The organism is Phytomonospora endophytica, from assembly GCF_014202425.1.
In the GTDB taxonomy this organism is placed as follows: domain Bacteria; phylum Actinomycetota; class Actinomycetes; order Mycobacteriales; family Micromonosporaceae; genus Phytomonospora; species Phytomonospora endophytica.
In genome coordinates, this window is sequence record NZ_JACHGT010000001.1 from 76,145 (window position 1) to 95,828 (window position 19,684).

General features: G+C 70.0%; 14 protein-coding genes. 5 read left to right on the plus strand and 9 right to left on the minus strand.

The annotated features are described in order from the left end of the window. The first annotated feature begins 45 nt into the window (after positions 1-45). Positions 46-666, plus strand: coding sequence for a TetR/AcrR family transcriptional regulator (locus HNR73_RS00380; protein ID WP_184785164.1), 621 nt, complete (start codon positions 46-48; stop codon positions 664-666). Here the strand turns inward: HNR73_RS00380 and HNR73_RS00385 are convergent. Beyond that, positions 659-3,829 (minus strand): S8 family peptidase, encoded by a 3,171-nt coding sequence (locus HNR73_RS00385; protein ID WP_184785165.1) that lies wholly within the window; start codon positions 3,827-3,829, stop codon positions 659-661. The genes HNR73_RS00380 and HNR73_RS00385 overlap by 8 nt on opposite strands. Before the next feature lie 180 nt (positions 3,830-4,009). Between HNR73_RS00385 and HNR73_RS00390 the strand changes: the two genes are divergently transcribed. Continuing rightward, a complete protein-coding gene (locus HNR73_RS00390; RefSeq protein ID WP_184785166.1) occupies positions 4,010-6,502 on the plus strand; it encodes a tetratricopeptide repeat protein in 2,493 nt (830 codons plus the stop codon). Between the two features lie 442 nt (positions 6,503-6,944). Here HNR73_RS00390 and HNR73_RS00395 read toward each other — a convergent pair whose 3' ends face one another. Both HNR73_RS00395 and HNR73_RS00400 read right to left on the minus strand, forming a co-directional pair. Further along, entirely contained in the window at positions 6,945-7,886 is a 942-nt protein-coding gene (locus HNR73_RS00395) for a 2-hydroxyacid dehydrogenase (protein WP_184785167.1), read from the minus strand. After that, positions 7,886-9,004: a pyridoxal phosphate-dependent aminotransferase gene (locus tag HNR73_RS00400; protein ID WP_184785168.1), complete on the minus strand. Its 1,119-nt coding sequence runs from the start codon at positions 9,002-9,004 to the stop codon at positions 7,886-7,888. Before HNR73_RS00400 ends, HNR73_RS00395 begins: the two co-directional genes overlap by 1 nt. A 299-nt stretch (positions 9,005-9,303) precedes the next feature. Here HNR73_RS00400 and HNR73_RS00405 point away from each other — a divergent pair, with 299 nt between their 5' ends. Next, positions 9,304-10,188, plus strand: coding sequence for a hypothetical protein (locus HNR73_RS00405; protein ID WP_184785169.1), 885 nt, complete (start codon positions 9,304-9,306; stop codon positions 10,186-10,188). Positions 10,189-10,369: 181 nt separating this feature from the next. Here HNR73_RS00405 and HNR73_RS00410 read toward each other — a convergent pair whose 3' ends face one another. Together HNR73_RS00410 and HNR73_RS00415 are read right to left on the minus strand one after the other, a co-directional pair. Continuing rightward, positions 10,370-10,984, minus strand: coding sequence for a hypothetical protein (locus HNR73_RS00410; protein ID WP_184785170.1), 615 nt, complete (start codon positions 10,982-10,984; stop codon positions 10,370-10,372). A gap of 96 nt (positions 10,985-11,080) precedes the next feature. Next, the gene (locus tag HNR73_RS00415; RefSeq protein WP_184785171.1) at positions 11,081-13,675 is read right to left on the minus strand and encodes an ATP-binding protein; all 2,595 of its coding nucleotides are present in this window, start codon (positions 13,673-13,675) and stop codon (positions 11,081-11,083) included. A 390-nt stretch (positions 13,676-14,065) separates the two neighbouring features. On the opposite strand from HNR73_RS00415, the gene nucS reads away from it, so the two are divergent. Next, the gene (nucS, locus tag HNR73_RS00420; protein ID WP_184785172.1) at positions 14,066-14,725 is read left to right on the plus strand and encodes an endonuclease NucS; all 660 of its coding nucleotides are present in this window, start codon (positions 14,066-14,068) and stop codon (positions 14,723-14,725) included. A gap of 6 nt (positions 14,726-14,731) precedes the next feature. Here the strand turns inward: nucS and HNR73_RS00425 are convergent, their stop codons facing one another. The 4 genes from HNR73_RS00425 to HNR73_RS00440 all read right to left on the minus strand — a co-directional run bounded on the left by HNR73_RS00425 (position 14,732) and on the right by HNR73_RS00440 (position 18,500). Beyond that, positions 14,732-15,187 carry a hypothetical protein gene (locus HNR73_RS00425; protein WP_184785173.1) on the minus strand — a complete coding sequence of 152 codons (456 nt, stop codon included), beginning with the start codon at positions 15,185-15,187 and terminating at the stop codon, positions 14,732-14,734. Positions 15,188-15,258: 71 nt separating this feature from the next. Then, a complete protein-coding gene (locus HNR73_RS38935) occupies positions 15,259-16,233 on the minus strand; it encodes a helix-turn-helix domain-containing protein (RefSeq protein WP_203686575.1) in 975 nt (324 codons plus the stop codon). Between the two features lie 180 nt (positions 16,234-16,413). Next, positions 16,414-16,974: a hypothetical protein gene (locus tag HNR73_RS00435; RefSeq protein WP_184785174.1), complete on the minus strand. Its 561-nt coding sequence runs from the start codon at positions 16,972-16,974 to the stop codon at positions 16,414-16,416. Positions 16,975-17,015: 41 nt separating this feature from the next. Then, entirely contained in the window at positions 17,016-18,500 is a 1,485-nt protein-coding gene (locus tag HNR73_RS00440) for an aldehyde dehydrogenase family protein (protein WP_184785175.1), read from the minus strand. A 125-nt stretch (positions 18,501-18,625) separates the two neighbouring features. Here HNR73_RS00440 and HNR73_RS00445 point away from each other — a divergent pair, with 125 nt between their 5' ends. Next, complete coding sequence (locus HNR73_RS00445) at positions 18,626-19,663, plus strand: 3-hydroxyacyl-CoA dehydrogenase (protein WP_203686577.1); 1,038 nt, start codon at positions 18,626-18,628, stop codon at positions 19,661-19,663. Positions 19,664-19,684: the final 21 nt, after the last annotated feature.

Sequence of the window (19,684 nt, forward strand, 5' to 3'; positions counted from 1 at the left end):
GCTCCCATTCACATAACAAGTGTTTCGGTTATGTACCGTAGCAGCATGCCACGACCGAGGGGAGATCACGAAGCCCGCCGCCGCGACCTCTCCGAGGCCGTCTGGCGCGTCCTCGCCGAGCACGGGTTCGGCGGGCTGACGATGCGGGCGGTCGCCGCCGAACTCAACGCCACGACCGGCCTGCTCACGCACTACTTCCCGACCAAGCGGGACCTGCTCGCCTACGCGCTGGAGCTGCTCGACACCCGCACCCAGGCACGGCCCCGGCGGGAACCGGGGGAGGGGATCGCCGCGATCCGCGCGGCCCTGCTCGACATCCTCCCGCTCACCCCGAAGGACGCCGCCGCCAACAAGACGTGGATCTCCTCGTGGGACGCGGCCCTGGGCGACGAGGGCCTCAGCGTCGACCACGCCGAGCGCTACGCCCGCAGCCGCAAACGGATGCGCGTGCTGGTCGAGGCGGCCCAGGCCCGCGGTGAGATCCGCGCGGGCGACCCCGGCCTGGTGTCGGAAGGCGCGCACGCCTTCGTGCTGGGACTGGTCGTGCAGGCCGTGTTCGACCCCGCCGCCTTCCCACCCGAGCGGCAGGTGGAACTGCTCGACGACTACCTCGCGGGCCTGGGCGGGGCCCCCGGCGGACCGGGAGCCCCACCGTCGGTCACTTGAGGCCGTAGGAGCGGATGGTCTTCTGCGTGACGGAGTTGCCGTCGCCGTCGACGGCGGTGATCCGCGTCGAGACGAACTTCGCGCCCTTCGGGTGCGCCAGCAGGGCGGTCGCGTTGTCGCCGTTGCGCAGAAGCGGCACCGACTTCCACGTCTTGCCGTCGTCGTAGGACACCTCGAAGGTCAGCTTCCTGGTGCGCACGTCGGCGACCTCGTCGGTGCGGGACACGTCGAGGTTCACGACCTGCACCTTCTTGGCGGGCGCGTACCCGTTGACGACGCACTCCGAACCGACGCGCACGTTCAGGATCGGCAGCAGCGCGAACTCGCCCGAGGGCGGTTCACTGTGGAACGTCCACTTGGCGCTCGACGCGGTGCCGATGACCGAGTAGTCGTTGACCCGCGTGGTGTCGCAGCTGAACGTGAACGTGCCCGAGGCGCCCGCGGGAAGCGGACCGACCCGCCAGCACGGTCCGCCCGAGTCGAGCGGGATCTCCTCGCCGCCGAAGGTCAGCGACGACGAACCGCTGACCGTGTCGCCCTTGGCGTCCATGATCCGCAGCTCGGGATTGCTCCCGTCGTACATGGCGGGCAGCAGCCAGATCTCGTCACCGGTGCGAGAGGCGCCGACCGGGCCGACGCCCAGCGGTGCCTGGCCCCAGACGACCGACTTGACCGTCCCGGCGGTGCGGACCGGGTCGTACTGTGCGAACTCGTAGCGGCTCGGCTTCTCACCGAGCTGGAACGTGCCCGTCCACGTCGCCGGGGTGAAGTACTCCGTGCGGCGGCTCGGGACGGTGATGTCCGGCTCGTCGATCGAGTAGAAGATCTCCTCGCCCCAGACCCAGTCGACCCGGCGGCCGGTCGTGGCGACGCCCTGGCTGTGGTAGACGGCGTCTTCACGGGCCAGTTCACCGTTGTGCGCGGTGAAGGTGGTGCGGCCGGGCATGTCCCCGGTCCTGGTGAAGAACAACGAGTAGGAGTACGGCGCGGCCGCACCCTTCGGGCTGCCCAGGGTCACCGCGTGGACCAGATCGACGACGCTGCCCGGGTCGGCGTTGGGGACCGAGTAGGACGGTGTGCCGTTCCAGGCGAGCTGGTTGAAGCCGAAGAGGTGCTCGCCGGCGGCGGACTTGCTGGTGACCATCTCCATGGTCGCGGCGTGGACGGCATCGGCGGCGTCGACCGCGACATCGATGAGCTCGCCGGGACGCAGGTCCATGGCGAAGTCGACGTCGGCTCCGGCGATCGTGACGTCGTCGGCGAAGTCCGTCATGGACGGGGAGTCCCCGCCTTCCCTGACGGCGCCGAGTACCTGATAGCGACCCGGAGCGACACGGATGGTGCCCTTGCCGTTCTCGTCGAGGTCGACGATGTCCCACGAGCGGGCGTCGAGACCGACGACGAAGACGAGGCGGCCGCCGAACATGTCGGGCGCGATCGGCCCGCCGGCCCGGGTGGTGACGTTGATGTTCAGGTCGTAGACCTCGGGTTCCAGGACGGCGCCGAGCGCGGTCCGCACCGAGACGCCGTCGGCGGTCGCGGTGAGGAAGGAGCCGTAGGCACCGGCCGTGCCGCCGGTGACCTTCGCCGACACCTTGACGGTCGCGGTGCCGTGCGCCGGAACCGTCACCTTAGGACTGCCCACGGTGAACATCGCGTCGCCGGCCAGGGTGAGCGTCAGCTCGACGTCGGCGCCGGAGTCGTTGCGGTAGGTCACCTCGCGCGCCGCGGGGTCCTGCGCGTAGGGGTACTCGAACGTGCCGAAGCTGACGCTGCCCGCGACGGGTGTGACAGTCGCCGACACCGCCTTGGCGTCGACCCGCCCGGCGCCCTGCTGGAAGACCGACAGGCCGTCGAGCCCCTTGGACGCGCCCATCAGCGCGGCCTTGAGACGGTCGGCGGTCCAGTCGGGGTGCGCCTGCTTGAGCAGCGCGACGGCACCGGTGGTGTGCGGTGCGGCCATGGACGTGCCGTCGGCGGTGGTGTAGTTCGCGTCGACGGGAGTGCCCATCGCCGTGCCCTTCGCGCGGGCGGCGGTGATGGAGCTGCCGGGCGCGGTGATGTCGGGCTTGACGGCGCCGTCGCCGTAACGCGGGCCCTGGCTGGAGAACTCGGACAGCGCGTCCTGCTTGGTGACGCTGCCGACGGTCAGCGCGCGGTCGGCGGTGCCGGGAGCGCTCACGCACGTGGCGCAGCCGTCGTTGCCCGCCGAGATGACGACCAGCATCCCACTGCTCTCGGTGATCTCGTTGACGGCGAGGGACAGCGGGTCCGTGCCGTCGCTCGGGCCGCCGCCGAGGGACATGTTCGCCACGGCGGCGCCGTTGTCGGCGGCCCACTGGAGGCCTTCGATGATCGCGGTCTCGGGGCATTCGCCGGCGTCGGTGCAGACCTTGCCGATCAGCAGATCCGCGTCGGGCGCAACGCCCTTGTACCTGCCGGACGACGCGGCGCCGGAACCGGCCACAGTGGATGCCACGTGGGTGCCGTGTCCGTACCCGTCGAGCACCTCGGGGGAGGTGCCCGTGAAGTCCTTGGCCCCCTTCACCCGTCCGGACAGGTCGGGGTGCGTCGGGTCGTAACCGCCGTCGAGGATCGCCACGGTCACGCCTTCGCCGGTGTAACCGGCCTCCCAGGCCGCCGGGGCGCCGATCTGCGGCACCGACTCGGCGAGCGTGAAGTGCGCCTTGCCGTCGAGCCACAGGCGATCCACGCGGCCGTCGGCCACCCGGTCCCACAGCTTGCCGGACGCCGACATGGCGTCGAACGCGCCGGGCTCGTCGCGCACGATGACCGGGAGCGCCCCGGTGTCGGCGAAGCCGTCGGCGATCAGGTCGGTGACGTCGAACAGGCGCTTGTCGACGACACCCTCGTCGAGCAGGCGCAGGGCGTCGGTGGGGACGACGTAGCGGTCGCCGCCTTCGACGTAGGTCACATGCGTGACCCCCTCGCGGCCCGGACCGGGCAGGAAGCCGGTGCGCCCATCGGGCGCGACCAGGACCGAGTCGCCGGTGACCAGTGCGATCTCACGGGTCTGGCCGTCGGTGGCCAGTACGGGACCGGGGGAGGCGGGCGGCGAACCCGCCGCGGCCTGAGCGGGAGCACCGCTCAGCAGCAGCGCGGCCACGCCCGCGAACAACAGGGAAGGATGGTGGGATCTCACCCGAACTCCAATGCGTCTCTTATGGACGGAGGGTCTTCCGATGGGAGGACGACTCGGGACGGGGGCGGGGTTGCGCGGATCGTCAAGATTCACTCAAGGTCCGTGCGGCCGCACCGAGGCACCCTGAACGTGCGGCACGTAGCCGCACCGCGGTCGACACGCACCCGAGGAGCCCCGGCCATGCCCGCCCACAACCCAGCGCCCGCAACGGAACTGCAGGCCGCGCAAGCGGTCAACGCCGAGATCGCCGCCGGCCGCGAACCCACGCCCGAGGACACCGAGGTCTTCGCGCGGCTCGTCGGACGACTCATGCGCACCGACGACTACGACGACGCCTTCACCTGGTGCACAAGGGAACTGGCGACCCTGCGCCAACTCCTCGACAACGGGCGCGACGTGCACAGCCGCTACGCCAAGGCACTCGGCCGGCACGCCGCCCTCCTCAACGGCTTCGAACGCCACGAGGAATCCCTCCAGTCGAGCGAGCAGGCCGTGCTGCTCCAGCAGGTTCTCTGGCGCACCGACCGCGACGAGGCCCTGCCCCTCGCCGACAGCCTCCTCACCCGGCAGACGTCCCTGCGCGAACTACGCCGCTACGACGAGGCCCTCCGCGTCTGCCACCAGGCCGTCACCATCCACAGAGGACTCGACCACCGCACCCGGCACCCCGACCCCGTCCGGCTCACCCTCGCCCACCGCGAACTCGCCCGCCTGCTGTCGCTCACCGGCGCCGACTACGCCCTCAAAGCCTTCGCCTACGTCGTCGGACGCCTCGAAGACCACGCCCGGCACGATCCCGCCCTGCGCACCGAACTCGCCGAGACCCTCAACCTCCAGCTCGTCGCCATGGACTCCGCCGGCGAGAGCCCCACGACACTCCTGACGCGATCCGAACGCCTGCTCCGCCTCGAAGAGGAACTCGCCGACGAGGCCCCCGGCACACGCCTCACCCAACTCGCCCAAGCCCTGCACAACCACGCCACGCAACTCTCCGCCGTCGGCCGCGACCGCGACGCCGTCGAACACAGCGCACGCGCCGTCGCCATGTACATCCGGCTCACCGCGAGCGAACGCGAGCTCCCGCAACACCTCGCCGGCTACGCCGACACCCTCGACCTGCACGCCGGCCGCCTCGCCGCACTCGGCCGCGTCGAGCAGGCCCTCGACTTCTCCACCGAGGCCCTCGACGCCTACGACACGCTCCTCGACGACGACCGCGGACTCACGCTCGCCGCAGCGGCCGCGGCACGGGAGAACCACGCCTGCCTGCTGGAGTCCCTGGAGCGCTTCGACGAGGCGGCCGAGCATTCGACGCGCGCGATCGTGATGCTGGAGGAACTGACCGCCGACGGCTACCCGCGCGACCGGGCGAACCTCGCCACCGCGCTGTCCAACCTCGCCAACCGCCTCATGTTCGCCGAGCGCGTGCCCGAGGCCTTCACCGCCGCCGAACGCGCGCTGCGGATCCGCGAGGACATGGCCGTCGGCGCCGCGCCCGAACGCCGCGCCGACCTCGGCGTCTCGCTGCTGAACCTCGCGAAGCTCCTCGCCGACCATGGCGACCGCGGTCTGGGGATCTCCTACTCGTCGCGGTCCATCGCCGTGCTCGAAGAACTCGACGACGCCGCCTACCTCCCGCTGCTGGCGCAGGCGCGGCACAACCACGCGCAGTACCTCGCCGAGATCGGCCGCCACGAGGAGGCCGCCGCCTGCATCGGTGCAGCCGTCAGCCTCCGCGAGATCCTCGGCGACGCCGACGATCTGGCCGACTCCCTGCACGACGCGATCCGCTTCCACCGCGACGCGGGCCTGCGCGACCAGGCGACGGCCCACGCCGAGCGCCGCGAAGAACTCCTGGCCGACGACCCGGAACGCCTGCCAGAACTGGTCGAGGACCGCCTCACCCTCGCCGAACTCCACACCGACGCCGGCCACCGCCGCGCCGCCGTCGCCGTCGCCCGTCGTGCCGTCGAAGCGGCGTCGCGCCACGCCGTCGACGCCTCCGCCGATCCGGCCGACGAGGAGCTTCTGGAGTGCGCGCTGTCGGGGCTGGCGCGCGCCCTGCGGACGGTCGCCCCCGATGAGGCCTGCGAAGTCGCCGCCTCCTGCCTGTGGATCGCCGAAGAACGCGGCGACCCCTACGGACTTGCCCACGCGCTGGACAACTACGCCGATGCCCTCCACCACGCCGGCCGCCACGACGAAGGGCTCGCCCACTCCACCCGAGCGCTGTCGCTCTGGCAGGACCTCGGCGACGTCGCCGACCTCGCCTCCTGCCACACCGTCCGCGCCGCCACCCTCGCCGCCCTGCGCCGCTACTCCGAGGCCCTCGACGCCGCCACCCGAGCCGTCGACCTCCTCCGCACCACCGACTCACCCGGAGACCTCGCCCAAGCCCTCCACGAACAGGCCAGACGCCTCCACGACACGGGCCGCCGCGCCGAAGCCATCCTCGCCGCCCAGGAAGCCCTACGCCACTTCGAGACGGCCCTTCCGCCGCACCACCCCGACCTGGCCGCCGCCCTCCTCACCGCCGCCCACGTCGACCACCCCGACGCCAAGTCCCTCGCCGCCCGCGCCGTCACCGCCTACGAAGCCGCCGAGGACGTCGACCCCGGCCTCCACACCCGAGCGTTGGACGAGGCGCGCAGGACGCTCGGGCGGCTGCGTTGACGCTGGGCTCAATACCTGGACGGGCACGGGACGACGCGAGGCTGTCGCCCAGGGGCCAGGAAAGAGACGTGTCCGATGTGGACTGACGCGAGGCTGACGCCGACGCGGCGGCGAGCCTGTCCATCAGCGGCCGCTTCCCGATGACCTCGAAACCATTGGTTCCCAAGGGATCCGGTGGGACCCGCCGTAGGGCCATCCCGAAGGTCGCGCCCCTCTGCGACAGCCGGAAGCACTCGCTGATGAGCCGGTCCGTGCAGTCGCGGGCCAGGCTCGGGTCAGGCGGGGTTTCGATCGAGATCCGGGCCTTCGACCGTGCAGTGGGGCGCGAGCCTTCTTTTCGGGAGATGGCACGCGTTACCGGCGACGGGGCAAGGGAAGTACGCAGCGGGCGGGAAAGACCGGCGTACCGGCACGAGATCGTCCGGTACGCCGGTTCGAGGCCCTACTCCGAGCGGAGTGGCCGGGTGAGCGTGTTGACAGGGGTGCCCCTGAGGTAGCTGGTCAGGTTCTCGTGGATCTCGACCAGGTTCGCTTCTCGGGCGATGTCGGTGTACCAGGCGGTGCCGGGGCTGAGGACGACGTTGTCGAGCCTCCGGAGTTCGTCGGCGCCCTTCTCGGCTACGGCGTTGAGAGCGGCTCCGCTGAGTGTCCCGTCGCCCAGTGCGCGCGCCAGGGCGGGTTGGTCGATCAGATCGGCGCTGCAGGTGTTGACCAGTAGCGCCGAGGGGCGCAGGAGCGAAAGCCGTTCCGCGCTGAGGATGCCCCGGGTGTCCGTGGTCAGCGGTACGTGCAGCGACAGGACGTCGCTCCGGCGGAGCAGCTGTTCGAGAGGTACGACCCTGAGGCCCGAGGTCGCCTTCCCGGATCGGTTCGTGGCGATAACGTCCATGCCGAAACCCATGGCGATCCCGGCGACGGCCGTGGCGATGCGCCCTGCGCCGAGTAGGCCCAGGGTCATACCGCGCAGTTCGCGGCTGAGGAACGCGCCGACGAGCCCGCCCGCGCCGAGCCGGGCGGCGGCATCCGCGGCCGGCAGTTGCCGGACGAGGGCGAGCAGGAGTCCGAAGACGTGCTCGGCTACCGCCTGGCAGCAGTAGGTCGGGCAGTGCGCGACGGTGATGCCCGCGGCCTCGGCCGCCGCCAGGTCCACGATGTGGTGCCCTGTGGTCGCGAGTGTCAGATACCTGAGACGGGTGACCCGGTGCAGCAGTTGTGACGGCAGCGGCGTCGATTCCACAATGGCCAGGTCGGCACCGCTGAGTCGATGGAGCAGGGTCGTGGGTTCGGGCCGGTCGGTGAAGACTTCGAACTCGCCGAGCGCCGCGAACCGTTCGTGCCACCTCTCGGGCAGGTAGGTGGGGCGTTCCGCGTAGACGATGCGCATCAGGAGGCCTCCCGTCCCGGTCGCTGTGGAAGTGCGTCGGCGATCCGGCGGGCCGCTTCGGCGAAGACGACCGGGTCCCGGGCCAGTGCGATGCGGACGTAGGGGGAACCCAGACGCGTGTCGTGCCAGTAGAACTGGTCCCCGGGCAGGATCGTCACGTCGGCGTGACCGAGAAGGTCGGCGATGTCGCCTCCGGTGAGTTCATCGGAATCGACGCGGACCCACTCGACGCTGACCGTGCGGCCGGCGTCGCCGGGCACGAGGATCGTGTCGGCCAGTGCCTCGCGTAGTGCCGCTCGATTGGCCCGTATCAACCGCGTGACCGTTGTGTCCAGGCCGCGCAGGCTGCTGTCGGCGAGGTAGGCGCTGAGCAGCGACAGGGTGAACGGGCTGACGTTGAGCAGCATCTCGCCGTGCAGCTCGGCGAGTTCGTCGAACAGGTCGGGGCTGGAGGCGAGGATGCCGCACTTGAGATCTCGCATCGACCAGGTCTTGCCGGTGTCCTCGATGCACATGTACGTGACCCCGGAGTCGTCGAGAACCTCGTACTGATCCCAGAACGGCTGCCCGGCGTAGAACCGGAACGTCCAGTCGACGATGAGCACGACGTCGTTCTCCGCGCATCGGCGGACGAGTTTCTCGAACTCCGATCGGCCGAGGGTGAAGCCCGTGGGGTTGTTCGGCAGCGTCAGGAACAACGCACCGAGCCCTTCCGGTTCGGTGGCGTTCTCCTCCGCGACGGGCACCAGTGGCACCCCCTGTCGCCGAAGGGATGCCGCAAGGACATCGAAGCTCGGTTGCAGCAGACCCACTGTCCGCCCGGTCTTGGCCAGCGACATCGCGGCCAGCTCTATGGCCTGGGACGCCGAGTAGCACATGAGCGCTTTCCGGTGTGTTGCCGAGAACTGCCCGGCCAGGCCGTAGAACAGCCGCTGGAACGTCGCCTCCACGTCGGTCTGCCTCATCCGCATGCTCCGGGCGTAGAGCATGGGAAGGGAGTCGATGATCCGCTGCTGTGCTCGATCCGGGCCTTGGCGCGCGTAGCCGGCACCGAGATCGAATTTCCGGTCGATGCCGTTTCGTTCGTAGTCGGTGAGACTCGGCCGTCCGATCGTCATCGTCATCACCCCTGGAACTTTCGGAGTGCGACGATCGCTATCAGAGCCGAGATCAACATCAGAATGACGACCCCGTCGACTATTCTCATTGCCGTCCCCTTCGGGATCCGATGGGGACAGCCCGGTCTCGGTTGGTGCCTGCCCGGGCCGTCCCCTGTGGTCGGACGGCTTTCCGCCGCCGTGTCGCCACGACATCCCGGGGGACTCGGGGACACAATGCGGATTCGGTGCGGGACCGGGGATCGGGTGCGGGATTCGATCGTCACCGACGACGACACGGGTCCAGTACCATCGAATTCGTGCACCAGGCCTCAGATGTGGAGGCGTTCCTCGCTTTCGCGGGCGAGGTCACCAATGCCTCGACCTTCGCCGGATTGCTTCGGCGTTTCTCCGATCTCACCGGACACTCCGCGGAACGAGTCGCTCGCGACATACGCCGTGCCGATCCGTCCACCGAAGGGTTCAGCGAGCGGACGGTCAAGGGCTGGTGGGCCGAGGAGGCCATGCCGCAGCAGCTCGAAAAGGCCACGGCGTTGACCGACCATCTGGCCGCCGTCGTCGCCGACCTTCACGGAGCGGACGGCGCATCGGTGAAGCGCGCGCTGAACGAGGCCGGGTTGCGGGCCTTCAGAAGCCGGGGCAACCGTCACAAGCCGTGGGCCCCGACCGGGGCGCCCGGCGACGAAACCGTGACCACGCCCGGGATCGAGCAGCAGGACGGCCACCGGGTACCGGGACTTCCGGACAGAGCGGCGGTGGAGGTCGTTCGCAACGCCACCCCGCAACGATGGCCCGCGCTGTGCGGTGAGGTCGTCGCTCTCTGGGAAACCCACCTTCCGGACCGGGCGGGCGAGATCCGCGCCGAAGTGGATTCCGGCCACACCGGCTTCGCCGCCATCGGCGCGGGCCCGACCCTCTCCCAGGCGCAGCTTCTCGTCCGGGCCTGGACGGCACGGTTCCTCGACCTGCTGACCGCGAGCCCGGCTGCGGCAGCCGACGTCCGCCGCCTCATCCAGCGAGCGGGGGAACAGCGGCCCTCGACGCAGACCATCATCGCCTCGGCCCCGGGCGCGTTCGCCTCCGGCGCGATGAACGGCAACGTCATTCACCACCATTACGACGTCGGCGGTCGGCCGCCACCGCCACCCCGAGCCACCGAGGCCGACGACGGCTGCACCCCGTGAGACATCCGTGGCCGATGACCCGAAGCCTCGACAACGCCTCGCTCCGCGAGGCGCCCAGCCGGATGCTCAACACCCGGTATGCGGTGGTCGGCTTCACCGGCCGCGTGGCCGGTGCCTCCGGCACCCTCGCCGATGTCCTCGAAGGCCTCGGGAGATCCGATGAAGCCGCCGAGATACGCCACTACGCGGCTGAGGACTCAGGAGGCGGAACGCCTTCGGGAGCCGGCGGTTCCGCAAGCGACGGTGCGAACTGACCATTCGCCGGCAACGAGTGCGACTCGGCCGTGTCCACGGCCTCCACCGCCGCCTGGTGATCGAATATCTTGTCGACGTGATCGACAAAGGACTGGGCGTAGAAAGGCCGCGCGAACGACCACAGGCTGATGAACTCCGGAACGCGAAGATCGGCGTCGAGAACCCGTTGCCACGGCACCCAGATGTCGTCGTCGAGAAGTCCGGATCGGCGGCTGAGAAAGCTCTCCTCGTGGACGTCGAGTTTCAAGAGCACGTAGAGCGTCCGCCTGTTGGCTTCATCGGTGTCGACCGGATAGCCCCGTATCTGAAGATGCCAGCGAAGGAGTTCGGGGTCCCTGACGTAGGTGAAACTCCGCCAGTCGGCTTGAGCTCGCATGAACCCCTGGTAGCCGGTCCTTTCGAGCGCCTGGCGGGCGGCGCGGGTCTGGTCGGCGGCTTCACGCGCCTGGCGGGCGGTGTTCCGGTTCTGTAAGTGACTGATCAGTAAGGCGCAGATGAGCCCTGCCACCGAGACGACCTGAACCCACTCGGCGAACCCCATGCCGACCTCCAACCTGAGGGGCCTCAAATGTACAAGCGCGGCTTCGCCGCACGGGTGCTCTCGCGGTCGCGGACCATCGATCTCCAGACCCCCCGGTTACGGCCCGGGCGCCTGCCCGTCGAGTGCGGCGAGACGTGCGGAGGCCGCGGCGGCGTCCGGGACGCCGAGATCGTCGAACAGTTCCACGGCCCGTTCCCAGTGGCGGCGCGCGCCGGTGATGTCATCGGTATCGTGCGCGAGACGCGCGAGGCCGTCATGGGCGCGCGCCTGCTCGTACACGTCGCCCACCTCGCGGGCCAGGGCGAGAGCGGCTTCGTGCTGCTTTCGGGCCCGCTCAGGTTCGCGGAGGGCACGGAGGGCCTCGCCGGTTCCGTTGAGCGCCTCGGATTCACCGGTGCGGTCGCCGGTCTCGCGGAAGACGGCCAAGGCCCGAGAAAAGTGGGACTCGGCTTCGGTGAACCGACCCTGTCGAAGGCACAGGAGTCCGAAGTAGTTCTGTATCCCAGCCAGGGCGACCACATCCCCGAGCAGCTCGAAGAGCGCCTGCGCCTGCCGCAGTTCTTCGCGGGCGGCCGCGAACCTGCCTTGTTCGACATGGGCACGGCCGAGGTCGCTGAGTGCGTGCGCGGTGCCGTTCCGGTCGCCCGTTTCGCGAAACAGCGTGAGTGCCTGCCGGTAGTGGTCGGTGGCTTCGATGAACCGACCTTGGCGCGCACGTGTCGAACCGAGGTTGTGCAGGGCGTGGGCCATGCCTCCCCGTTCACCGATTTCGGCCCAGATGTGCATGGCCTTGGCGCTGTGCTCCGCGGATTCGGAATACCGCCCCTGCCGAGCACGGATCATGCCGAGGTTGTTCCATGCGTTGGCCTCACCCGCCCTGTCCCCGGCATGGTGGTAAAGGCCGAGCGCTCGCTCGCAGATCACGGCGGCCTCGGCGCTGTCACCCAGCTGGAAGTCAATCCCGGCGAGATTGCCGAGTGCGTTCGCCTGCCCCACCGTGTCGCCGAGTTCTTCGTAGCGGGCCAAGGCCAGCCGATGGTGTTCCGTGGCATGCCTGTACCGGCCCTGCCGGGCATGGACCAGGCCGAGATTGTTGAGAGCGCGAGCCTCACCGGCTTTGTCACCGGCGCCGTTCCCCGCTCTGCTCGCATTGGTGTGAATGTCGATCGCTTCGAGGTAGTAGCCCCCGACATAGAGATAACGGAAGAGAGTGCTCGACCAAGCGGTCACGTGAGCCGGCCAGTTGGTCACGCCGTAGCCGGAGGCGGCGACGAGATTGTCCCGCTGGGCATCGAGCCAGGCCAGGGCCGCGTGCCGGTCGTAGAGCTCTGGAACGGACGCCGTGATCCGCGGAATCTCAGGCCAGCGGGACTGCTCGGACGGATACAAGAGGTCGACGCAAGCCGCCGCGACCGCGAGGTAGTAATCGAACAGACCTGTCAGCGCGTCCCTACGCTCGGCTTCGGTCTCTTGCCTCATGGCCAGATCCACGGCATAGGCGCGAAGCAGGTCGTGCATGTCGTAACGCCCGGGGGTCGTCGGGCGGATGAGGTGCGCCCGCAGAAGCACTTGCAGGTGGTCGCGCACGGGTTCCAGCGTGATTCGAGTGAGGGCGGCGGAGGCGTACGCGTCGATGTCGGGCCCAGGGTGCACGCCGATCAACCGGAAGACGTACCGGGCATCTGCCGACAGGCTCAGGTAGGACCAGGAGAAGACCGCTCGAACCGCCGTGCGCGGGTCGTCCCCGGCGTCGAGAAGATCCAGTCGCCGTTGGTGGTCCGCCAACTCCGAGACCAGGTGGGCGAGCGTCGCGTCAGGGCGTGTCGCGGCGAGTTCGGCTGCCACACGCAGTGCGAGAGGAAGCCGGGCGCACTGCTGAGCCAGCCGGACGGCCGCGGTCGGCTCGGTGTCGGTGCGTTCGCCGATGAGCTTGTGCAGCAGTGTGACGGCATCGGCGACCGGGAGCAGGTCCACCTCGATGCGGCGTGCGCCATGCCGCGACACGAGAGCCGTCAAGCGGTCGCGGCTCGTCACGACCACCATGCAGGAGGAAGAGCCTGGTAGCAGGAGTCGTACCTGTTCGGTCGAGTGCGCGTTGTCGAGGAGGATCAGGACTCGGCGGCCCGCGAGCAGGCTTCGGAACATTGTCGCCCGCTCGGCTGTCTCGAAGGGGATGTCGCCATTGGCGACCCCGAGCGCACGCAGGAATCCGGCCAGGGCTTCATTCGCGGTGAGGGGCCGGTCGGGGTCGTAGCCGCGCAGGTCGACGTATAGCTGTCCGTCGGTGAACCGCTCCGCGACACGGTGAGCCCAGTGAATCGCGACCGCGGTCTTGCCCACCCCCGCGGTTCCCGACACCGCCGAGATCAGGACCGGTGCGGCTGCCTCGGAAGAGGCGAGGAGATCGTCGAGCTCGGTCAGCTCCGCCGCCCGGCCGGTGAATCCGTGGACATCCGGGGGGAGCTCGCGAGGGAAGGGGCGTTGCGGGGCACGGGCGTGATGGATGTGCTGGTCGCCGCCTTGCATCGCGTACACGGTCCCGCCCGCGCTCGCCGCGATGTGTTGTTGATGGTGCACATCCGTGGGACCGTCTTCTGCTTCGGGAGTGGGGCCCGCCTGGGCGGTTCCGTCGCCGGAAGTGGCTCGAACCGACCGCAGTCGCGGATCGGGCTCATCGGCCGTCCTGCTCACGACTGTTCGCTTCCTTCGTGACCGTTCCATCAGTGGATGTGAGTGCGATCGGCAGGGCGGGGGATCGAGGGACTCGGTACGGGCGATCCCATACCGGTCGAGGGGATGTCGCGTGGTTGCGACCCCGGCCTCCGGCTTTACGTCCACGCTGCTTCGGCGGGCGACGGCACGCAAGGCTGTAGTCGCCTTCCCGTCATGCCATCCGGTGTCGGGCTGCAGGCTGATCTCGCTGTCCCGGATCGCGTCCTCACCAGCGTTCTCGGCGATGGATCGCGCATCCGCGATGGCGCCGAGTGTCGGTGAGCGAAGGCCTTCGGGGGGCGGGCGCGCCGGCGTTCGACTCCTGTTCCGGTGTCAAACCGGACATCTCGGCTCTGTACCCTGCCCTACATGCGTCTTGTCGTTGCCCGCTGCTCTGTCGACTATGTCGGGCGGCTTACCGCTCATCTGCCCTTGGCGCCGCGGCTGTTGATGTTGAAGGCCGACGGCAGCATCCTCGTCCATGCCGACGGGGGCTCGTACAAGCCCTTGAACTGGATGACGCCGCCTTGCACGATTCAGGAGGCGGAGGGGCGCTGGACGGTCACGAACAAGGCCGGTGAGCAGCTCATCATCACGATCGAGGAGATCACGCACGACTCCAGTCATGAGCTGGGTGTCGACCCGGGCCTGCGGAAGGACGGGGTCGAGGCGCACCTGCAGGAGTTGCTGGCGGAGCAGCCCGGCGTCATCGGCGACGGCTACACGCTGGTGCGGCGGGAGTTTCCGACGGCCATCGGTCCCGTCGACCTCATGTGTCGCGACAGCGGTGGGGGCAGTGTCGCCATCGAGGTGAAGCGGCGGGGTGAGATCGACGGCGTGGAGCAGTTGACGCGCTACCTCGAACTGCTGAACCGGGACCCCCTGCTGGCCCCGGTGCAGGGCGTCTTCGCCGCGCAGGTCATCAAGCCGCAGGCCCGTGTCCTGGCCGAGGACCGTGGCATCCGCTGTGTGACCGTCGACTACGACGCCCTGCGCGGCGTCGAAAAGGACGAGCTGACGCTCTTCTGAGCGCGTCTACGCGCAGGTGGAGGCGGCCGGTTCCGACTCGGCGTACGTGAACGTCGCGTCGGTCAGGACCATGGCTCCCCAGGCGCGAACGCACGTCGACACCGGCAGGCGGGTCGTCTCGGCCCAGCCGTGGGTCCCCTTGCCGCTGCGGAAGTCGGTGCGGGTGCAGGTGTCGCCGGGCGTCGACTCGGAGCACGACTCGATCGCGACGTAGAGCCAGTCGGACTCGACGTCGTTGTACGCCGAGATCTCGGCGCACAGCGCCTTCTCCCGGCCGTCGTCGCGGATGCGGAGGTGTCCGTAGGCGGTCCCGTCCTCCGCCTTCACGTCCCAGGTCTGCCTGATCTGACCGTTGCACTGGTCGGTCGGCGGAGCCTCGGCGCCGGCGTGCGCGGGTGCCGCGATCGTCAGCAGGGCGAGCGTCGCGGTGGCCGCGAGGATCGTGCGGTGGTGCCTGACCATGGTCCCCCCAGGGTTGTGTCGGTCGTGGCGCGATGAGACGGCGGGACGCCGGTGCGCCCCGCCGGACGTGATCACTCGGGTTGCTCCTGGCCGGGGACGGCCGGGTGGACGCGACCGTCGGTGGGTGGCCGCTCCTCGCCCGCGAGGTGCAGCAGCAGGAAGGCGCCCGCGACGGCCACGGCGACCAGCAGCACCGCCAGGCCGGCGAGGATGAGGCGGCGGCGTTGCGATGGGACGACGGCGACGGGAACCGCGGACTCCACGGGCGCGTCGGCCTCCCGGAGGGCGAGGGCCGTCCCGGGTGAGGACGGCAGCACGGCCGACTCGGCGGTGGGGGACTCCGACGACGGCCGCGCGAGCGCGGGCGGGGTGCCGGGAGCACTGGTCGCCGGGGCCTCGCTGGACGCACCCGCGGCTGGAGCCGCGTCGGCGTCCTCGTGCGTCGGGTCGGTCAGCGCGAGAAGCGAGTCCTTCTCCGGCGCGGGCGCTTCCGGTGGGCTCGCGGCCCATGCGGAGAAGGGGCCGGCGGGTTCGGGCTCGGCCTCGGGCGCCGGGGCGGGACTCGTGACCGGTGGCGGCTCGGGCGGCCAGGTGGGGCCGGAGTTCTGCGCGGGGATCAAGACGGCGGGCTCATGTGTGAAGGCCTCGGCGAGGGTGACGCGCGCGGGTCCGGCGAGGTCGGCCGCGACGACGGCGGCGGCTTCGGCGGGCGAGGCCTCGGCCGGTTCGGCGGCGGCCTCGGTGACCGGAGGGTCGGGCACGGGCTCGGAACCCCCGGCCCCCATCCCCGCCGCCACCGCGGCGACCGCCTCGGCCGGTCCACCCGACGCGTCCTCGGGTGCGAGCTCAAGCAGAGCGCCCGACGCGTCCAGAGCCTCGTCGCAGCAGCGCGCGAGCTCCGGGTTCGGCGGCTTCGCTCCCGTCTCGATCTTGCTGATGTACCCCTTGGAGTACTTCGTGCGCTCGGCGAACTCCGCGATGGACAGTCCGGCCTCGGTGCGCAGACGCCGAAGGCGGCCGCCGAAGTTCTCGTCTTCGACGGCCACCGGTGGAGCGGCGGGCCGGGAGGCCTTCCGCCGTGTCGGTTTGCGAACACCATTCGTCTGCTCTGGCCTGTTTTCGGTCTCAGCGCTTGTTGTGCCCCTGTTTTCCCCCATATGACGACTATAGGAAGCGGGTACGACAAGTTGGGGCCGGACGCGACAGGTAGGGCTTTCCGATCTGAGTCAGCGTCGACTCGGACCGGACATCTGCTCCAGCATCCACGCCGCCGAACTCCGCGCGGCCCGGTCGCGGGCGGCGCTCCGGTCGGCGATCGAGGCCCGGTCCTTGGCGCTCAGACGCGCCTGCGGACCCATGTTCTCCTCGCTGTCGGGCAACACCGAGGACAGTCCCAGCAGCAGCGAGCCCCCCAGGGCGAGCCATACCCCGACGCTGAAGTCGAGGGCGAGTTGCCCGTGCTGGACGGGCGACAGGACGAACCAGTGGACCACGACTCCGGCGGCGACATAGGCGCCGAAGCGGGCGGGCCGTCGCGAGTGGACCCCCACCGAGATGACGGCGGCGATCGCGGCGATCAGCAGAGGGATCGCCAGCGACAGCAGGAACTGCTCCTCGCGGCCTTTTCCGACCAGGCCGAAGAGCGGGTAGTCGTAAGGTGCCCAGCCGGGCGTGAAATCGACGAAACCGGCCGGCACGATGAACGCCGCGGATGCGACCGCGAGCGAGCGGGACAGGTTGGAGCGCATGTCGTACGCCTCCCCGCCGGCCACCGGGGTGGTGGCCATGTCAACGATTGTCGCTACGGGATGACGGACGAGGGAAGCTCCTATCGGTGGCGGATCCTCATCAAACGGTCGATGAGTCTGTTGTGCTTCTCGGCGCGCTTGAAGGACAGCAGCGGGAACAGCTCCGGCAGGCGCCTTCGCGCGATCGACTTCGCGTAGGCGAACTCGCGCAGGCCGTCCTCGCCGTGGATGCGCCCGAAGCCCGACTCGCCGACGCCACCGAAGGGCAGGCGCGGCATGCCGGCGAACGCGAGCGTCGAGTTGACCGTGGTCATCCCCGACTTCATCCCGCGCGCCAGCCGCATGCCCGCCGAACGCGCGAAGACCGCACCACCCAGACCGTAGGGCAGGGCGTTGGCCCTGGTCAGGGCCTCGTCGGCGTCGGGGACGCGGTTGACGATGAGCACCGGCCCAAAAGTCTCCTCACGCATCGCGCGGGCGTCCTCGGGCACGTCGACGATGATCGTCGGGTGCACATAGGGCGGCCGCACCGACTCCGGTCCGCCGAGGGCGAAGGTCCCGCCGCGTTCGGCGGCGTCGGCGATGTGCCCGGCGATGACGTCGATCTGGCGGGGCATCGTGATCGGCCCGACCTGGTCGTCGGGCGCCTCGCCGACCCGCAGTTCACCCGCCCGGGTGACAAGGCGCTCCAGGAAACGGTCGGCGACCGACTCGACCACGTAGACCCGCTCGATGCCGATGCAGGTCTGCCCGGCGTTGAACAGCCCGCCCCACAGGGCGCTGTCGGCGGCCGCGTCGACGTCGGCGTCGTGGTCGACGATCAGCGCGTCCTTCCCGCCGCACTCCAGCACGACGGGCGTCATCTTCTCCGCGCACGTCGCATAGACCTTCTTGGCCGTCGCGGTCGAACCGGTGAACGCGAGCTTGTCGACGCCCGACCGGCACAGCGCGGCACCCGTCTCACCGCCGCCCTGCACGACCTGAAGCACCGGCCGCTCCACGATCTGAGCGAAGGCGTCCGCGAGCCACTGCCCGACCGCCGGCGTGTACTCGCTCGGCTTGAAGACCACGGCGTTTCCCGCCGCGAGCGCGTAGACGATCGACCCGAGCGGCGTCAGCACCGGGTAGTTCCACGGACCGATGACCCCGACGACCCCGTAGGGCCGGTACTCCAGGTGAGCGGCGTGGTCGACGAGGACCAGGCTCGTGCGCACCCGCCGGGGCCCGAGGACCCGGCGCGCGTGCTTCGGCGCCCAGTTCAGGTGCTCCAGCGCCGTCGCGACCTCCGTACGGGCGTCGCTGAGGGTCTTGCCCGTCTCGGCGTGCATCAGCGCCAGCAGCTCCGGCATCCGGCGGGAAACCTCGCCGCGCAGGCGCAGCAGCCGCTGCCTGCGGCCCGCGTGTCCCAGCTCCCACCACCACTTCTGCGCGTCGCGCGCGGTGCGCACGGCGGCGTCGACGGCCTCGGCGCCGGCGATCGGGAAACGGTCCACGACCGTCCCGTCGGCGGGGGAGAAGGAGACGAGTTCCTCGTCGATGACCTGGGGGTTGCCATCGCTGTTCATGTACCGAGCCTAGGGATGTCCGGCGCGAGTCTCAAGACCTAAGTTACCGGTGAGTTGGGACGGTCCTGTCCCCTCGGGGACGGACCTGGCAGACTCCGGGTGGACTGGACAACGAGGAGGTCGCGGTGCACGACAAAGCGGGACGACGGATCGGCGTCGTCGGACTCGGCACGATGGGCGCGGGGATCGTCGAGGTCTTCGCCCGCGGAGGCCACCGGGTCACCGGCGTCGAGGTCGACGAGGCGGCGCGCGAACGCGGTGCCGGGCACCTGGCGAAGTCGATCGACAAGGCCGTCTCACGCGGGAAACTCGCCGCCGAGGACGCCGCCGCCCTGCGCGAACGGATCACCCTCACCACCGACTTCGGCGCCCTCGCCGACGTCGAGCTGGTCATCGAGGCCGTGCCCGAGCGCATCGACATCAAGCACGACCTCTTCCGCCGCCTCGACGAGATCTGCGACCCCGCCGCGATCCTGGCCACCAACACCAGCTCGCTGCCGGTCACCCAGATCGCCGAGACCACCGCGCGGCCCCTCCAGGTCGTCGGCATGCACTTCTTCAACCCGGCGCCGATCATGAAGCTCATCGAGGTCGTGCACACGCCGGTCACCTCGACGCAGACCGTCGACATCGTCCGCGAACTCGCCCTCGATCTCGGCAAGACGCCCGTCGCGTGCGGCGACAAGCCCGGCTTCATCGTCAACAGGCTGCTCTTCGGCTACCTCAACCAGGCCGTCTCCATGCTGGACGACGGTGAGGCGACCGGTCCCGAGATCGACGCGGCCATGGTCGCGGCGGGTTTCCCGATGGGCCCGATCATGCTTCTCGACGTCATCGGCCTCGACACCTCGGTGCAGATCCTCGACACGATCCACACCCGCGACGGCGAGCTCGACCGCTACGCCGCCGCGAAGTCGCTGCGGTCGCTGGCCGCCGAGGGGCACCTCGGCCGCAAGACCGGCCGCGGCTTCTACGAGCACGGTTCGCCGGTCGTCCCGGCCGAGCTGGACGCCGACCGGGCCGCGTCGATCGCCGCGACGCTGCTGGCGCCGCACCGCGCCGACGCCCGCGAGATGATCGACTCCGGGTACGCCACGGCCGAGGACATCGACACCGCGATGAGCCTCGGTTGCGGTTACCCCAGGGGCGTCCTGACCGACTAGAAGGTGTCCGGCGGACCGCCG